Raw genomic sequence first — 15,047 nt, 5'->3', positions numbered from 1 at the left:
ACTCCAGGTGGTGCGATCTCGTCACGAGATCGCGGCGGGCGTCCAGGCCAGGCCCAGCTCCGCAAACGTAGCCTGCTCGTGCGCAGCGCGCGCGGCGAGGCGTTCGATACCGTGCACGACGGCGCGGCGGTCATCGCCCTCGCCCACCCACGTGATCCACGAGTCCGGGATTCGGGTCGGCTCGTCGGCCACGCGCACCGCCTCGAGCACCCGCATGAACGATCCGCTGTCGGCCAGGCCGCTCAGGAGCGGCTCGCCCCTCAGGCGATGCGCGATGAGGTTCCTGAGCAGGCCGGTGCGCGTCGTCACGAAACCACGGTGGCCGGCGGGGCCGTCGACGATGACCTCGTCCAGCGTGTAGTGGAGTTCGATGGCGCCGCGCGTGCCCTGCAACACGATCGTCGGAGCCGTCTGGGTGCGGGCGCACAAGGTCAGCGCCGAGGTGACGCGGAGCCCGCCCGCCGTGTGCACGCGCACCACCGAGGTGTCGTCGCTGTCGATGTCGTTCGCTCGGTAGAGGTCGGTGTCGACGCCGAGGACGTCGTCCGCGTGGACGGCGCCGGCCAGGTGCAGCGCGGTGACCACCGCATGGGCGAGAGGGTTGGTCGCCGCACCGTCGACGACCGGCTCGCCGTCGAGCTCACGTCTGCCCGACCAGGCCGAGCGGCGGAAGTATGCCGACGTGCGCGCCCACGTGCCGATGGCGGCGACGGACTCGATGTCGCCGATCTCGCCGCCGTCCACCAGATCCGCGATGATGCCGAGTGCCTCGGACCCGAGGCTCTGGAAGCCGACCTGCACCGCCCGGCCCGCGGCAGCCGCCGCGTGCTGCAGCCCGGTGAACTGGGCGAACGATGCCGCGGGAGGCTTCTCGAGGTAGACGTCGGCGCCGGCGGCGATCGCTTGCTGCGCGAGATCGGCGTGAGTGTGGGGCGGCGTGGCGATCACGACGATGTCGGGTCGGATGCCCTCCTGCAGCAGGTCGCCGAGTGAGCGGAACCACCGTGCGTCGCCGGGGTCGCCGTCACCGGCGGGGCGGATCGGGTCTGCGACACCCAGCAGTCGAACCTGCCCTGCGGATTCGAGTTCTTGCAGGCGTCTGAGATGAAGCGACCCATATCCGCGCCCGCCGACGACGGCGACTCCGAGCGCCGTCATTTGAGCGCTGCCTCGACTTCCGAGATGTAGGCGGTTGCTGCGTCTGCGGGCGTGGTGCGCTCGAAGAGCACGTCCTGCATGAGACGCGTGAGAATGTCGGATGCCGCACTCGCACCCTGCGGAGGCGGGGTCTTGGCGCCCGAGCCCGACGCGGTCACGATGTCGAGCAGGTCGACCTCCTTCTGCTGCGCCGGGGTGAGGCTGTCGCGCAGGTGAGCACGCAGCTCCTCGTTGGCAGGCATGCCGCGGTCGTTGCCGATCGCGTCGACGGTCGCGGTGTTGTTGATGAGGAAGTCGATCAGCAGAGCCGTCGCCTCCGGGTGCTCGGAAGACGACGAGATCGCATACTCCATCGAGGCGCCGATGCGGTTTCCCGGCTCCTCGGATTCGCCCGGGAGGTTGGCTACGACGATGTCGTCGCTGACGGTGTCCGTCTTGTAGTTGCTCCAGCCGAACATCATCGCCGCCCGCTGCGTGCCGAACAGCGACTGCTCCTGCACCGCGGTCGAGTCCTCGACGAAGATCGAGGCGCCCGGCGTCGCGCCGGACTTCTGTGCGTCCAGCCACAGCTGGAACCAGCCCTCGATGGTGTCCGCGCTCGCGGCCACCGACTCGCCGTCTTCGCTGTAGGTCTCTTCTCCGTGCTGGCGGATCCACGCGTCGAGCCCGGAGGTGTTGGCGAACGGGACGGTGCCGTAGGTCCCGTCCGCGGTCTTCTGCGAGATCTCGGTGGCGACCGCGGCGTAGTCGTCCCACGTCCACTCGTCGGTGTCGGGGAGATCCACTCCGGCGGCCTGGAAGACGGCGGGGTTGAGGAACGTCGCGAGGGCGTTGATGCCCGCCGGGAGCGTGTACTGCACGCCGTCGTGGTTGCCCAGGTCGAGCGACCCGTCGGCGAGCTTCGACGTGTCGATGTAGTCCGAGACGGTGTCCAGGTCGAGCAGCGCTCCGCGGCTGGCGTACTCGCTCGGGTACGACCCGCCCATCGTGATCAGATCGGGGGCGTCGCCTGCGGCGACCTGGGTGGCCAGCATGTCCCAGTAGCTGCCGAAGTCGCTGGTCTGCGTCTCGACCGTGATGTTGGGATACTCCTCTTCGAACGCGTCGATCGCGGCCTGCGTGATCTGGGTTCGCGCTTCGCTGCCCCACCACGCGAACGTGATGGTGACCTTCTCGTCGGGGTCGAACGAACCGACATTCTCGCCCGCGGTGGCGCCGTTGCTCACTGCGCAACCGCCGAGCAGTGCGACGGTGGCTGCGGCGGCGGTCGCTGCAGTCACCCGACATAGGGTCTTGCTGTGCATCTCCTCGTACCTCCATGTACGAACTGGCCCGTCCAGTAAGCCGGCGACCTCGGGGGATCCGCCGTCGCCGGCGCCAGGTCGCCTGAACAGACTACGAACACGACTACAAAATAGTCAACTGTTACCCTATACTTTTCTCAACGGGGCCGCCCCGGGACCAAAGGAGGTCACACGTGCACATCCGCCCGCAAGGGGAGCTGACGCTCCCGGACAGCCGCGGTTCATCGTGAGCGCGCTCAGCGAGCTGTCGAAGCTGAAGGTCAGCCGTCCCACCGATCTGCGAGCCAAGCGGGCTGCGCGGCGCGACAACAAGGGCGCGATCATCTTCCTCGCGCCGTGGCTGCTGGGCCTGCTGATCATCACGATCGGCCCGATGTTCGCGTCGTTCTACCTGTCGTTCACGGACTACAACCTGCTGCAGAACCCCAACTGGGTCGGGCTCGAGAACTACATCCGCATGCTCAGCGACTCGCGGCTGCACCAATCGCTGCGGGTCACCTTCACCTACGTCATTGTGGGTGTGCCGCTGCAGCTGGCGGTGGCGCTGCTCATCGCGGTCGTCCTCAACCGCGGCATGCGCGGACTCGCGTTCTACCGCTCCGTGTTCTACCTGCCGTCGTTGCTCGGCGGTTCGGTGGCCGTGGCGATCCTGTGGCGACAGATCTTCGGCATGGACGGCCTCGTCAATCAGCTCCTCGCCCTGGTGGGGATCGAGGGGATCGGCTGGATCTCCAACCCCGACACCGCCCTGGGAACGATCATCCTGCTGCACGTGTGGACCTTCGGGTCGCCGATGATCATCTTCCTCGCGGGCCTCCGGCAGATTCCGACGATGTACTACGAGGCCGCCGCCGTCGACGGGGCGACTCGCTTCCAGCAGTTCTGGCGCATCACGCTCCCGATGCTCACGCCAATCATCTTCTTCAACGTCGTGCTGCAGACGATCGGCGCCTTCCAGTCGTTCACGCAGGCGTTCATCGTGTCGGGCGGCACCGGCGGTCCGTCGGACTCGACGCTCTTCTACACGATGTACCTCTACAACAAGGGCTTCAAGGAGTTCGACATGGGGTACGCCTCGGCGATGGCGTGGCTCCTGGTCGTCATCGTGGGTGCGCTCACCGCCGCCAATTTCATCGCTTCGAAGTACTGGGTCCACTATGACGACTGACACCGCCCCCAAGACGACCGAACTCCCCGAGACCTATGCCGTCGTCGTGCCCGACGCTCAGCGCCGGCCGAAGCGCGTCGGTCCACGACGCCGTGGTGCGGGCTCGTCGGTGCGCAGCATCCTCAAGCACGCCGCACTCATCGCGACCGGCCTGATCATGATCTATCCGCTGCTGTGGATGGTCGTGTCCTCGCTCCGACCCAACGACCAGATCTTCTCGGAGCCGGGGCTGTGGCTGAGTGAAGTGGACCTGTCGCACTACCCGACCGGGTGGAATGCCCTCAGCCAGCCGTTCAGCGTCTACCTCATGAACTCGACGATCGTCGTGCTGGGGTCGGTGCTGGGCAACCTGGTGTCGTGCTCGATGGCGGCGTATGCCTTCGCGCGCATGCGGTTCTCGTTCCGCACGCTGCTGTTCGCGATCATGCTGATGACGATCATGCTGCCGGGCCACGTGACGCTCGTGCCGCAGTACGTGCTGTTCGCGCAGCTCGGAATGGTGAACACGTTCTGGCCGCTGGTCGGCCCGAACATGCTCGCCGTCGACTCGTTCTTCATCTTCTTGATGGTGCAGTTCATCCGCGGCATCCCGAAGGAGCTCGACGAGGCCGCCCGCATCGACGGGGCCGGGCATGGCCGCATCTTCTTCCAGGTGATCCTGCCGCTGATGACGCCGGCGCTGGCGACCACCGCGATCTTCACGTTCATCGCCAGCTGGAACCAGTTCTTCAGCGCGCTCATCTACCTGACCGACACCGACATGATGACGGTCCCGGTCGCCCTGAGACTCTTCGTCGACTCGCAGGGCGAGAGCAACTGGGGATCGATGTTCGCGATGTCGATCGTGTCGCTGATCCCGGTGTTCCTGGTGTTCCTCTTCGGCCAGCGGTTCCTGGTCAAGGGCATCGCGACGACGGGGATCAAGTGATGGCGGCGGACGGTCTGCACCTGCGCCGCCCGGCGCCCGACGAGGTCCTCGTCGACGACGGCGGCGTCACCCTCTTCCGCTATGCGCTCGCTCCAGACCTTCCGCAGCGCGAGGCGCCGAGGCCCTTCCTGCATCCGATCCGCACGCGTTCGGGTCACGTGGTCAGCCTCAACCGGCCGCACGACCACGTGTGGCACAAGGGCATCGCCTGGTCGCTGCCGGTCGTCGGCACCGAGAACTTCTGGGGCGGCTCGACGTACATCCGGGGGCGGGGCTACGTCCGCTGCGACAACAACGGCGCGCAGCGGCACCGTTCGCTCGAGTCGGCGACGGTCGAGGACGACGTGGTGCGGATCGTCCACACCCTGGACTGGATCACGCAGGCGGGCGGCCTGCTGTTCACCGAGGAGCGGACGCTGACGGCCCGCCTGCTCGACGAGCGCGCCTGGCTGCTGACGTTCGAGACGGCCATGGCGAATGTGACGGATGCCGTCATCCCGCTCGGATCGCCGACGACCCGTGGCCGGGAGAACGCAGGCTACGGCGGCCTGTTCTGGCGCGGGCCTCGCTCGTTCACCGGCGGGGCGATCGTCACCCCGGAGGGTGTCGGACGCGGGAGCGAGCTGCGCGGGCAGCGGCATCCGTGGATGGCGTTCGTGGGCAGCCACGACGAGATCGATGCCGAGTCGGCCGTCGTCATCGCGGATCACCCCGACAACCCGCGTCACCCGCCGCAGTGGTTCGTGCGGTCGGAGGAGTTCGCCTGCCTCAACCCCGCCCCGTTCTTCAGCGAGGAGTACCCGCTCCTCCCGGACGAGACGCTGCGGCTGCGGTACGGCGTGGTGATCGCGGATGCCGGAGCCGCCGCCGCCGGTGAGTATGCGGGGCTGGCGGCTGACGTGATGGCGGCGCCGCGCGCCGAGGTTCGCGTCGGGTCCTGAGCCGCGCTGGAGGAACGGGCGCCTGCCTGGCGGGAGAGAAGCAAGAAGGGCCGCCCCTCGGGCGGCCCTTCCGGCATCCATTCCGCTACGCGGCCGAGATCTCGGACAGGATCTCGGCGAACAGCCGCAGATCATCCGCCGACCGTGTCGACAGCGCGCCGCGCAGCCGGGACTTGTTGCTCTCGCGGACCTCCAGGGCCTTCTTCAGACCGACAGCCGTCGGCACGAGCACGCGGGCGCGTCCGTCGGTGGCGTCGGGGAGGCTCTCCACGAGCCCGAACTCCTCGAGCACGCGCACCTGGCGGCTCACGGCGCTCTTGTCCATGTCGAACAGCTGAGCCAGGGCGTGGGCATTGGTCTCGCCGAGGCGGACGATCGTGCCGAAGAGCTTGTAGCCCGCGGGCTGCAGCTCGGGGTGCACCTGCTCGGCGGCTTCCTTCCACACGGCACGCGACCGGTTGAAGAGGACCGACAGCTGTTGTTCCACGTCGAGGATCGCGTCGTCTACGGCGGAGTCCGGGCTCATGATGGCCATGCTACGAGCGATCCCGGCGGGCCTCGGCGCGCGTGACCGGCACGGAGCCCGTCAGCACCCGATCGGCCTCTTCGAGCTGCTCCGAGACCATCGGCAGGGCGGCGCCCACCTCGGCCTCGGCGAGCTCGATGGCGACGTTCTCGGCCTCTTCCTGCAGCTCCTCCGACGCCGACTTGGTCGAGAGGCGCTTGTTCGGCAGGAACGCGATCGCGATGAGGGCCATGACCGCGAGCGGCACGGCGATCCAGAAGACGTGGGCGATGCCGTCGGCGTAGGCGGCCTCGATGATCACGCGGATCGTCTCGGGCAGCTCGTCGACCTTCGGCACCGTGCCGGTGGCGAGGGTCTGCAGCGCCGTGACCTCGTCGGGCGACGTGGGCACGAAGCTCTTGAAGCCGTCGGTGATGTTGTTCGTGACCTGCGTGGCCAGCAGCGACCCCATGATCGTCACGCCGATGGTGCCGGCGATCGAACGGAAGAAGTTCACGTTCGACGACGCGGCGCCCAGCTGCGAGGCGGGGGTGTCGTTCTGCACGATGAGGGTCAGATTCTGCATGACCATGCCGAGGCCCGCGCCGAGCACGAAGATGAACACCGCGACCCACACGAACGGGGTGTCGTAGTGCAGCGTCGTGAGCAGGTACGTGCCCGCGATGGTGAGCACCGAGCCGACGAGCATGAAGCCCTTCCAGCGGCCGAACTTGGAGATCAGCGCGCCGACGGTGATCGAGGCGCCCATCTGGCCGATGATCATCGGGATCGTCATGAGGCCCGACTCGGTCGGTGTGGCACCACGCGCGAGCTGGAAGTACTGCGCCAGGAACACACTGGTCGCGAACATCGAGACGCCGATCGCGAGCGACGCGATCACCGACAGGGTGAACGTGCGGTTCTTGAAGAGCGTCATCGGCACGATGGGCTCGGGCACGAAGAACTCGACGATGATGAACGCGACGATCGCGGCTGCAGCCACGCCGATCATGAGGTAGCTGGTGAGCGAATCCCACTCGAAGCCGCCCGCATCGGGCTTGCCGCCGAGCGTGATCCACACCAGCGTGAGTGCGACGCCCACCGCCATGAGCACGGCGCCGATGTAGTCGATCTTGACCGGACGCTTGGGGGTCTTCGGCAGGTGCAGCGTGAACTGCAGCAGCACGAGCGCGATGACCGCGAGCGGCACCGGCAGGAAGAAGTTGGCGCGCCAGCCCCACGCGTCGGTGATGACACCGCCGAGCAGCGGCCCGCCGATCGTGGCGACGGCCATGATGCCGCCGACGACGCCCATGTACTTGCCGCGCTCACGCGGCGAGATGATGAGGGCGACGATGATCATGACGAGCGACATCAGACCGCCCGTGCCGATGCCCTGGATCACCCGGACGGCGATCAGCGTGCCCGCATCCTGAGCGAAGCCCGAGATGGCGCTGCCCACGACGAACAGCACGATCGAGATCTGCAGCAGCACCTTGCGGTTGACGAGGTCGGCCAGCTTGCCCCAGATGGGGGTGGTGACGGCCGTGGCCAGCAGGCTCGACGTGATGACCCACGTGTAGGCCGACTGGTCGCCGCCGAGGTCGGCGACGATGAGCGGCATCGAGGTCGAGATCACGGTGCCCGAGAGCACGGCGACGAACATCGTGACGATGAGTCCCGAGAGCGCGATGAACACCTCGCGCGGAGTGCGCTCGGCGGTCGCCGGCGATTGCGTGTCGGAGAGTGTCGACAAGAGGGTTCCTCCGATTGTGAAAGTTGATAACGGTCAACTATATAACAGGTAGTTGACTTGCGTCAACTGTGGACCGTGATCAACCAAATCGAGGGGGAGTGGATGCCGCGCACGCGCCGCGTGTCAGTGGCCGTGGTGCTCGACGACAGGCGCGAACGTGCCATCGGGCTCGGCGGTGGCGGCATCCTGAGCAGATCCGAGTGCCGGCGTCACCAGCACTGAGACGACGGCCGCGGCCGCGATCAGGCCGGCCACTCCGCCGCCGCGTGAGGGATGCCGTACGCCCCACCCGATGCCGGCCCCGACTGTCACGCTCAGGGCCACGAACACCCCGACCGCGACGATGCTCGTGGCGCCGGGCCCGGTCGCGAGCAGCGCCACGATCAGGGTGGTCCCTGCGAACACCCCCACGAGCGCGGAGCGCGGAGCGACGGTGCGCCCCCGCGCGAGGCACACGGCGCCCCACGCGAGGGCGAGCAGGGCGTGGGCCACGGCGGCGGCGCCGAGCGGACGCGAGACCGGGTCGGCCTGCACCCCCACGATCGCCGCGGCGCCGACCGCCGCGCCCACGAGGCCGGCTCCCCATGCGCCGACCGCCACCCAGACCGGGGCGCGGTGAACCGCGCGCCCCGGCTCGGATGCCCCCATGGCCGTCGTCACGCGGTCGCCGGCTGCGGCGACCGCTCGGCGGCCAGTCCGACACCGAGCAGCACGATCGCGCTGGCCAGGTGCAGGAAGTGGTCCGGAACGTTCAGGGCGAGGATGTTGGCGGCCGTGCCCACCAGGAAGAAACCGGCGATGCCGAGCAGCAGGTATGCCGCCCCGACGACGATGTTCACCGTCTTCGCAGCACGCGAGCTGACCAGTCCTGCCGCCAGCAGAGCCCCGCCGATGAGCAGATGCGCGATGTTGTGGAGCGGGTTCACCGCGAACACCCCGAGCAGCAGACCGCCTTCGGTGGCCAGGAAGCCGACGCCGCCGGTCACGGCGAAGCCGAGCAGGCCGACGAGCAGATACACCGCGCCGAAGATCGTGGCGACGAGGCGGTTCGGTGACGTGCGCATGAGGGACCTCTCTTTCGACAGCCCGCGATCTGCGGCTGTGAGAGTGGTTCGGCGCCCTCGCCGGATCGGATGGGATCCGTCGGGCGGCTGCCGACCGCTAGTCCAGGGCCGCGAGCATCCTCTCCAACGCCTCGCGCATCGTCGTCCGAGCGGCATCCGGCAGCTCCACCGTGTACGGCACGCCCTCGGGGATCCAGGCGAGGGCGTACATGACCTCGCGGAAGTCGCTGCCGCCGACCGGCCAGTTCGTGCGGCCGTCGCCCGCGTCCGTCGCGCCTTGGCCCCACTGGCCGAAGTAGGCGCGCATGTCGTCGAGGCCCAGGTCCATGACGGCGGCCCCGGCGATCGCCTGCGGACTCCACGACCGTGCCACGGCGATGAACTCGTCCACCTGCTCGGGCGTGACCTCGCGGGGCATGAACAGCACGCGCGTGTGCTCGACGTCCGACAGGCGGTCGACCCGGAAGGTGCGCCAGTCGTCGCGCTCGAGGTCCCAGCACAGCAGGTACCAGTGTCGTTCGGCGGGGGCGAGGGCGTGCGGCTCGACGCGGCGCTTCATGATCTCGCCCGACGCCGTCGTATAGGTGAAGCGCACGCGCTCGTGGTCGCGGGTGGCCAGGGCCAGCTCGCCGAGCATCTCGCTCGACACCGCGGCGCCCGAGCGGATGCCGGTCGGCTGCACGGTCTCGGCCAGCGCGTTGACCCGGCGCCGCAGCGGCGCGGGCAGCACCTGCTCGAGCTTCGCGAGCGCGGTCACTGTCGTCTCGGCACCGCTCAACAGGCGATTGGATGCCGCCACCCGCAGTCCGATCGCCATCGCGACGGCCTCGTCGTCGGTGAGCAGCAGGGGAGGCACGGCGCTGCCGGCTTCGAGCCGATACCCGCCGGCTGCACCAGGGGTGGACTCGATGCGGTAGCCGAGCTCGCGCAGGCGCTCGACGTCGCGTCGCACCGTGCGCTCGGTGACGCCGAGGCGCCCGGCGAGCTCGGTGCCCGGCCAATGCCGATGGGTCTGCAGCAGATTCAGCAGCGAGAGGGCGCGGGTGGTCGTGTCGGACATGCGAAAAGAATCTCATGCATCCAGGACAGGATCCGTCCGCATTGGTTCGTAGCTTGGCGGCATGGCGAACGAACCGATCATCGAAGCGCAGGGCCTCGCCAAGCGCTTCACCGTCAAGGGCAAGACCGTCGAGGCGGTCACCGACCTCTCGTTCCAGGTGGCGCGCGGCGAGCTCGTCGCGTTCCTGGGACCCAATGGCGCGGGCAAGTCCACCAGCCTGCGCATGCTCACCACGCTCATCCCACCGACCTCGGGCACCGCGAAGGTCGTCGGCTTCGACATCCTGAACCGTCCCGCCGACGTGCGCGCCCGCATCGGGTACGTCGGGCAGCTCACGAGCGGCAGCTTCTCGCAGCGCGCGCACGACGAGCTGCTGAGCCAAGGGGCGTTCTACGGCATGTCGAAGTCCGCCGCGAAGCAGCGGGCCGACGAGCTCATCGACTCGCTCGACCTCTCGGGCTTCGCGACCCGCACCGTGCAGCAGCTGTCGGGCGGGCAGAAGCGCCGTCTCGACATCGCGCTCGGCCTGATGCACGCGCCGCCGCTGCTGTTCCTCGACGAGCCGTCGACGGGCCTGGACCCCCAGAGCCGCGCCAACCTGTGGCAGCACATCCTGGAGCTGCGGCGCAGCCACGGCACCACGGTGTTCCTCACCACGCACTACCTCGAGGAGGCCGACCGCTACGCCGAACGCGTCATGGTCATGGACCGCGGCCGCGTGATCGCCGACGACACCGCCGCGCGGCTCAAGGCCGACCTCGCCGGCGACGTCCTCACCTTCGGCTTCGAGAGCGAAGCGGATGCCGCCGCCGCCGTTCCGGTGGTGCAGCGGCTCGCGGCCCGCGAGGTGGGCCGGGAGGCGGCATCCCTCACGGTCACCGCGTCCGAAGGGGAGACGCTGCTCCCCGCTGCGGTGCGCGCGCTCGACGCCGCCGGGCTCACCGTGCGCACCGCGACCGGCGTGCCGCCGACGCTCGACGACGTGTTCCTCGCACTCACCGGGCGCACGCTGCGCGAGGCCGGCGAGGGGCAGGCCGAGGGAGACGAGGGCGCCGGGGATGCGGCATCCGCCGAAGAAGAGACAGCAGTTGTGACGACAGGAGCCGAGCGATGAGCGCGCAGACCGAGACCCGACCCGATACCGCCGTCCGGCCAAACGCGGCGCGCGACACCTGGAACGTGCTCACGCGTGAGCTCAAGCCCGTGGTGCGCGACCCGTTCACGCTGATCTTCAGCCTGGTGCAGCCGCTCGTCTTCCTGGGGCTGTTCGCGCCGCTGCTGGTGGGTTCGTCGGGGGCGCCCGTGGGCGAGACCCTGCAGTGGTTCGTGCCCGGCGTGCTCGTGATGATCGTGCTGTTCGGCACCGGGGCGACCGGCTCGAACCTGCAGTACGAGATGATGACGGGCTCGCACGAGCGCACGCTCGTCGCGCCGCTCGGGCGCTCGTCGCTGCTCGTCGGACGAGCGCTGAAGGAGATCGCGCCGATCGTGGTGCAGGCGCTCGTCATCGTGTTGATCGCGTGGCCGTTCGGGTTCACGATCAACGTGCCGGGGCTCGTCGTCGGGCTGGCGCTGCTGGCCGTGTTCGGCATCGGGCTCGGGGCGCTCTCGTACACCCTCGCGCTCAAGACCAAGGACCGCGAATGGCTGTTCTGGGGCGTGCAGCAGACGCTGATCTTTCCGCTGCTGATCCTGTCGGGCATGCTGCTGCCGCTGGACGAAGGTCCCGCCTGGATGCGTGCGGTGTCGACAGTGAACCCTGTCAACTGGGTGGTTCAGGCCGAGCGCGCGCTGTTCGCCGGCGACCTCGGCGACATCACGGTGCTGTGGGGCTGGATCGCCGCGGTGGTGCTGGCGGTGCTCGGGCTGGCCGTCGGGATCCGCGCGATGCGCAAGAGCGGCTGAGGGCCGGTCCTCCCGGTCGTTGAGCGGAGCGCGCTCTGGTCCCTCGCGCGCTCAACGACCGGGAATGACCGGCTTCGGCGCCGGCCCGACAACCGGACACAACAGGTGTGCAACGGGTTCGGCGAACTGGCGGAAGCGCGGGAACGCCGGACCTAGGATCAGAGGATGACGACGGCGCGACGGCGAGGCATCCTCGCCGTCATCACCGCCATCGTGCTGGTCGCCCTCGGCGCCGGAGTCGCGCTGGCCGTCGGCGATGCGCTGGGCATCCGCACCGAACCGGCAGAGCAGATGCAGCCCGCAGCTGCTGCCGCCGCCGCAGCCACCGAGGCCGTGGCTCCGCCCGAACTCACCGCCGTCGACGTGCCCGACAGCGAGCGCATCGGCGTCGCCATGGACGAACTGCGGGACGCGATCGCGGATGCTCCGCAGACCGAGGGAGCGGCATCCCTCACCGTCCCGAAGTGGTACGACGCGCGTGCTGCGCCTGACGATGACTCGTACGCCCTCGCGGGTGACGCGGGCGCCCTCACCGTCACTGCCACCGCCGAAGCCGGAACCACGCGGGCGATCTACGACCTGGCCGCACAGGTGCGGGCTGCGAAGCCGCTGGTCGACCTGATCGGCGCGCACGAGGCATCCCGTCTTCCGCTGCGGATGACCGACCTCGGCGCCGTCGGGGTCACGCCCGATCCCTCCGAATGGGAGTCGGGCGACGACTACTCGCACGCGTCCAAGGCTTTCGCGGACGTGTTCGAGTCCGACGCCCCGTACATCGACCAGACCGCGCTCGCCGCGGCCTACGACGACTTCGACGTCTTCTTGCGGCACTCGCTCGCGAACGGGTTCAACGCGGTGGCGTTCCCCGGGTTCGTGGAGTTCGTGACGTTCGACGACGCCCCGGGCGGTCCGGTCTACGCCGAGGGCGACGAGCACCGCGCCAAGGCGCTCGCGCTGCGCGAGGCGTTCGCGCCGTTCTGGGAGCGCGCCGACGAGCTCGGCGTCAAGGTCTTCCTGCGCACCGACATGCTCGCCCTGACCGGCCCGCTCGAGCAGTACCTCACTGACCGGTTCGGGTCGCTCGACACCGAGAACCCCGAGCTGTGGGACGTCTACACCGCGGGCCTCGACGAGCTCTACAAGGCCGTGCCCGCGCTCGACGGCGTGCTCATCCGCATCGGCGAGGCCGGGCCGGTCTACGACGTGGGCGGCTGGGACTACTACTCCGCCCTCAAGGTCACGACCGTCGACGCCGTGCGCGCGATGCTCGAGGCCTTCACAGGGCAGACCGAGGCATCCGATCGCGAAGTCATCTTCCGCACCTGGTCGGTGGGGGTGGGCGCCGTCGGCGACATGCACACCGACAGCGACTCGTACGAGGCGGTGCTCGGCGGCATCGACTCGCCCGCGCTCATCGTGTCGACGAAGTACACGCTCGGCGACTTCTACACGTGGCTGCCGCTCAACGACACGCTCGAGCAGGGCTCGCAGCGGCGCATCGTGGAGTTCCAGAGTCGCCGCGAGTTCGAGAACTTCGGAGCCTTCGCCAACGACCTCGGCGCCGAGTACCAGTGGGCGCTGCAGCAGCTGCTCGCGGCGAACGACGGCATCGAAGGCGTGTGGGTGTGGACGCAGGACGGCGGGCCGTGGCGCGCCGGACCCATGACGCTCTACCTCAAGGCCGGGTTCTGGCAGCTGTACGAGCTGAACACGCAGGTGGCGGCATCCCTCGCCCGCGACCCTTCCGCCGACGTGACGCAGGTGACGGAGGACTGGGCGCGCGAGTGGTTCTCGGACGACCCCGCGACCGTCGACGCGATCGTGTCGGCGATGGGGCAGTCGCGTGACGCCATCGCGCACGGCCTGTACATCGCGCCGTTCGCGCAGCAGCGCGTGTTCGCGATCGGGCTCGAACCGCCGCCGATGATGTGGATCTTCGAGTGGGACATCCTGACCGGCGACTCCGCCGTGCTCGACGTCATGTACTCGATCGTGCGCGACGCCGACGGCGGCATCGACGCCGCGATCGCCGACGGTCAGCAGGCCGTCGAGACCGTCGAGCAGATGCGCGATGAGGTGGCAGCGACGGATGCCGCCACCTGGCGTTCGCCCGACATCCGCGACGCGTTCGTGGGCGCCCTGGACTACGAGGCCGACACGCTGCGCCTGCTGTCGTCGTACCGGTCGCTGATCCTGCACCAGGGGGAGTGGCACGACACCCTGTCGCCCGACGCCCGCGCCGCGTGGGAGGCCGACCGTGCGACCTTCGAGAAGCTCGCGGCCGCACACCTCGAGGCCTACGACGGCGACATCGACCACCCCGCCCTCAACCTCACGGCGGCACGGCTCGGCATCGAGCGCTCGGAGCGCGACGACACGATGGCGTGGCTCGCCCGTGGCCTGCTGCTGCTGGCTGTCGCGTGGGTCGTGATCGGCATGATCGCCGCGCGCACGAGCCTGGTGCGGCGCCCGGGCGCGGCCGCCGCTCGCGCGACCTGGATCGCGTCGACCCGGCCGTGGCGGGCGCGCGAGTCCACCCTCGGCATGCTCGAGCTCGACCGGTGGCTGCTGCTCATCATCCCCGCGGCGCTGCTGGTCGCGACGCGCGCCGTGCAGACCTCGTTCCTGTCGTGGACGCACGTCGCGATCGTCATCGGCGCCTGGGTCGTGTTCGCCGTCGTGATGCGGCTGTTCGTGCGCCGGCGCTCGCCGTGGCCCGTGATCGCCGCCGTCGGCGGGGTCGTGATGCTGCGCTGCATCGTCACGCTCTTCGCCCTGTCGTTCACCGGGCCGGGCGGCTACTGGTACGCCTTCTGGACGGAGCCGGTGCTGCGCACCGCGTACATCGCCGTCGCCTTCGCCCTGTTCCTGTGGGTGTTCGTCGCCGCAGGGTGGGCCCTGTCGGCGCAGGTCGGCGCACGCCGCGGAACCGGCTACGTGCTGGCCGCCGTCGGGGCGGGGCTGCTCGTGCCGTCGGTCATGATCGGCGTCATCGGTCTGGAGGCCGCGCTCACCGTCTGGAACGACGAGATGGGGCTGCTGCCCTGGGGCCTCGCCCGCATCCTGGGCATCACGACCTACCTCGACATCCCGGATGCCACCCCTTGGGCCGCCGCCGCGTTCGCGCTCGTGCTGCTGGTGGCCGGCGTGCTGCTGGCCCTGCCCTGGGGATGGCGGCGGGCCGAGGCATCCCCCCGCTCCTGAGCCCTGCAGACGGCGGGACGCGTGTTTCCGGTCGATAACGGTTGGGAGAAAATT

The 15,047-nt window shown here is 69.2% G+C and carries 13 protein-coding genes; 6 read left to right on the top strand and 7 right to left on the bottom strand.

Annotated elements, in window-relative coordinates:
* Positions 1 to 21: 21 nt before the first annotated feature.
* Together ABEA46_RS08770 and ABEA46_RS08765 are read right to left on the bottom strand one after the other, a co-directional pair.
* Positions 22 to 1,158 (bottom strand): Gfo/Idh/MocA family protein, encoded by a 1,137-nt coding sequence (locus ABEA46_RS08770; RefSeq protein ID WP_345544055.1) that lies wholly within the window; start codon positions 1,156 to 1,158, stop codon positions 22 to 24.
* Positions 1,155 to 2,438, bottom strand: a complete 1,284-nt coding sequence (locus ABEA46_RS08765) for an ABC transporter substrate-binding protein (protein ID WP_345544054.1) — start codon at positions 2,436 to 2,438, stop codon at positions 1,155 to 1,157. Before ABEA46_RS08765 ends, ABEA46_RS08770 begins: the two co-directional genes overlap by 4 nt.
* Positions 2,439 to 2,688: 250 nt before the next feature.
* Here ABEA46_RS08765 and ABEA46_RS08760 point away from each other — a divergent pair, with 250 nt between their 5' ends.
* The 3 genes from ABEA46_RS08760 to ABEA46_RS08750 all read left to right on the top strand — a co-directional run bounded on the left by ABEA46_RS08760 (position 2,689) and on the right by ABEA46_RS08750 (position 5,499).
* On the top strand, positions 2,689 to 3,630 hold the full coding sequence (locus ABEA46_RS08760) for a carbohydrate ABC transporter permease (protein ID WP_345544052.1): 942 nt from the start codon (positions 2,689 to 2,691) through the stop codon (positions 3,628 to 3,630).
* 157 nt (positions 3,631 to 3,787) lie between these two features.
* Positions 3,788 to 4,558, top strand: a complete 771-nt coding sequence (locus ABEA46_RS08755; protein WP_345544240.1) for a carbohydrate ABC transporter permease — start codon at positions 3,788 to 3,790, stop codon at positions 4,556 to 4,558.
* Positions 4,558 to 5,499, top strand: coding sequence for a DUF6807 domain-containing protein (locus ABEA46_RS08750; protein WP_345544051.1), 942 nt, complete (start codon positions 4,558 to 4,560; stop codon positions 5,497 to 5,499). The genes ABEA46_RS08755 and ABEA46_RS08750 overlap by 1 nt, the downstream gene beginning before the upstream one ends.
* Before the next feature lie 85 nt (positions 5,500 to 5,584).
* Here the strand turns inward: ABEA46_RS08750 and ABEA46_RS08745 are convergent, their stop codons facing one another.
* The 5 genes from ABEA46_RS08745 to ABEA46_RS08725 form a co-directional block, all read right to left on the bottom strand.
* Positions 5,585 to 6,025, bottom strand: coding sequence for a MarR family winged helix-turn-helix transcriptional regulator (locus ABEA46_RS08745; RefSeq protein ID WP_345544050.1), 441 nt, complete (start codon positions 6,023 to 6,025; stop codon positions 5,585 to 5,587).
* 10 nt (positions 6,026 to 6,035) lie between these two features.
* Positions 6,036 to 7,760, bottom strand: a complete 1,725-nt coding sequence (locus ABEA46_RS08740) for an MDR family MFS transporter (protein ID WP_345544049.1) — start codon at positions 7,758 to 7,760, stop codon at positions 6,036 to 6,038.
* 123 nt (positions 7,761 to 7,883) lie between these two features.
* Positions 7,884 to 8,420, bottom strand: a complete 537-nt coding sequence (locus tag ABEA46_RS08735) for a hypothetical protein (protein WP_345544048.1) — start codon at positions 8,418 to 8,420, stop codon at positions 7,884 to 7,886.
* The gene (locus ABEA46_RS08730) at positions 8,417 to 8,824 is read right to left on the bottom strand and encodes a DUF4383 domain-containing protein (RefSeq protein ID WP_345544047.1); all 408 of its coding nucleotides are present in this window, start codon (positions 8,822 to 8,824) and stop codon (positions 8,417 to 8,419) included. The genes ABEA46_RS08735 and ABEA46_RS08730 overlap by 4 nt, the downstream gene beginning before the upstream one ends.
* A 97-nt stretch (positions 8,825 to 8,921) precedes the next feature.
* Positions 8,922 to 9,884, bottom strand: a complete 963-nt coding sequence (locus ABEA46_RS08725) for a helix-turn-helix transcriptional regulator (RefSeq protein ID WP_345544046.1) — start codon at positions 9,882 to 9,884, stop codon at positions 8,922 to 8,924.
* 61 nt (positions 9,885 to 9,945) lie between these two features.
* On the opposite strand from ABEA46_RS08725, the gene ABEA46_RS08720 reads away from it, so the two are divergent.
* From ABEA46_RS08720 to ABEA46_RS08710, 3 genes are all read left to right on the top strand, one after another.
* Positions 9,946 to 10,998, top strand: a complete 1,053-nt coding sequence (locus tag ABEA46_RS08720) for an ABC transporter ATP-binding protein (RefSeq protein WP_345544045.1) — start codon at positions 9,946 to 9,948, stop codon at positions 10,996 to 10,998.
* On the top strand, positions 10,995 to 11,789 hold the full coding sequence (locus ABEA46_RS08715; RefSeq protein WP_345544044.1) for an ABC transporter permease: 795 nt from the start codon (positions 10,995 to 10,997) through the stop codon (positions 11,787 to 11,789). The genes ABEA46_RS08720 and ABEA46_RS08715 overlap by 4 nt, the downstream gene beginning before the upstream one ends.
* A gap of 165 nt (positions 11,790 to 11,954) precedes the next feature.
* Positions 11,955 to 14,993 (top strand): hypothetical protein, encoded by a 3,039-nt coding sequence (locus ABEA46_RS08710; protein ID WP_345544043.1) that lies wholly within the window; start codon positions 11,955 to 11,957, stop codon positions 14,991 to 14,993.
* Positions 14,994 to 15,047 lie beyond the last annotated feature (54 nt).

It is taken from the genome of Microbacterium jejuense (assembly GCF_039544225.1).
Lineage (GTDB): Bacteria > Actinomycetota > Actinomycetes > Actinomycetales > Microbacteriaceae > Microbacterium > Microbacterium jejuense.
The sequence above is the reverse complement of the archived record's forward strand: the minus strand, read 5'-3'. Positions and strand labels throughout refer to the sequence as shown.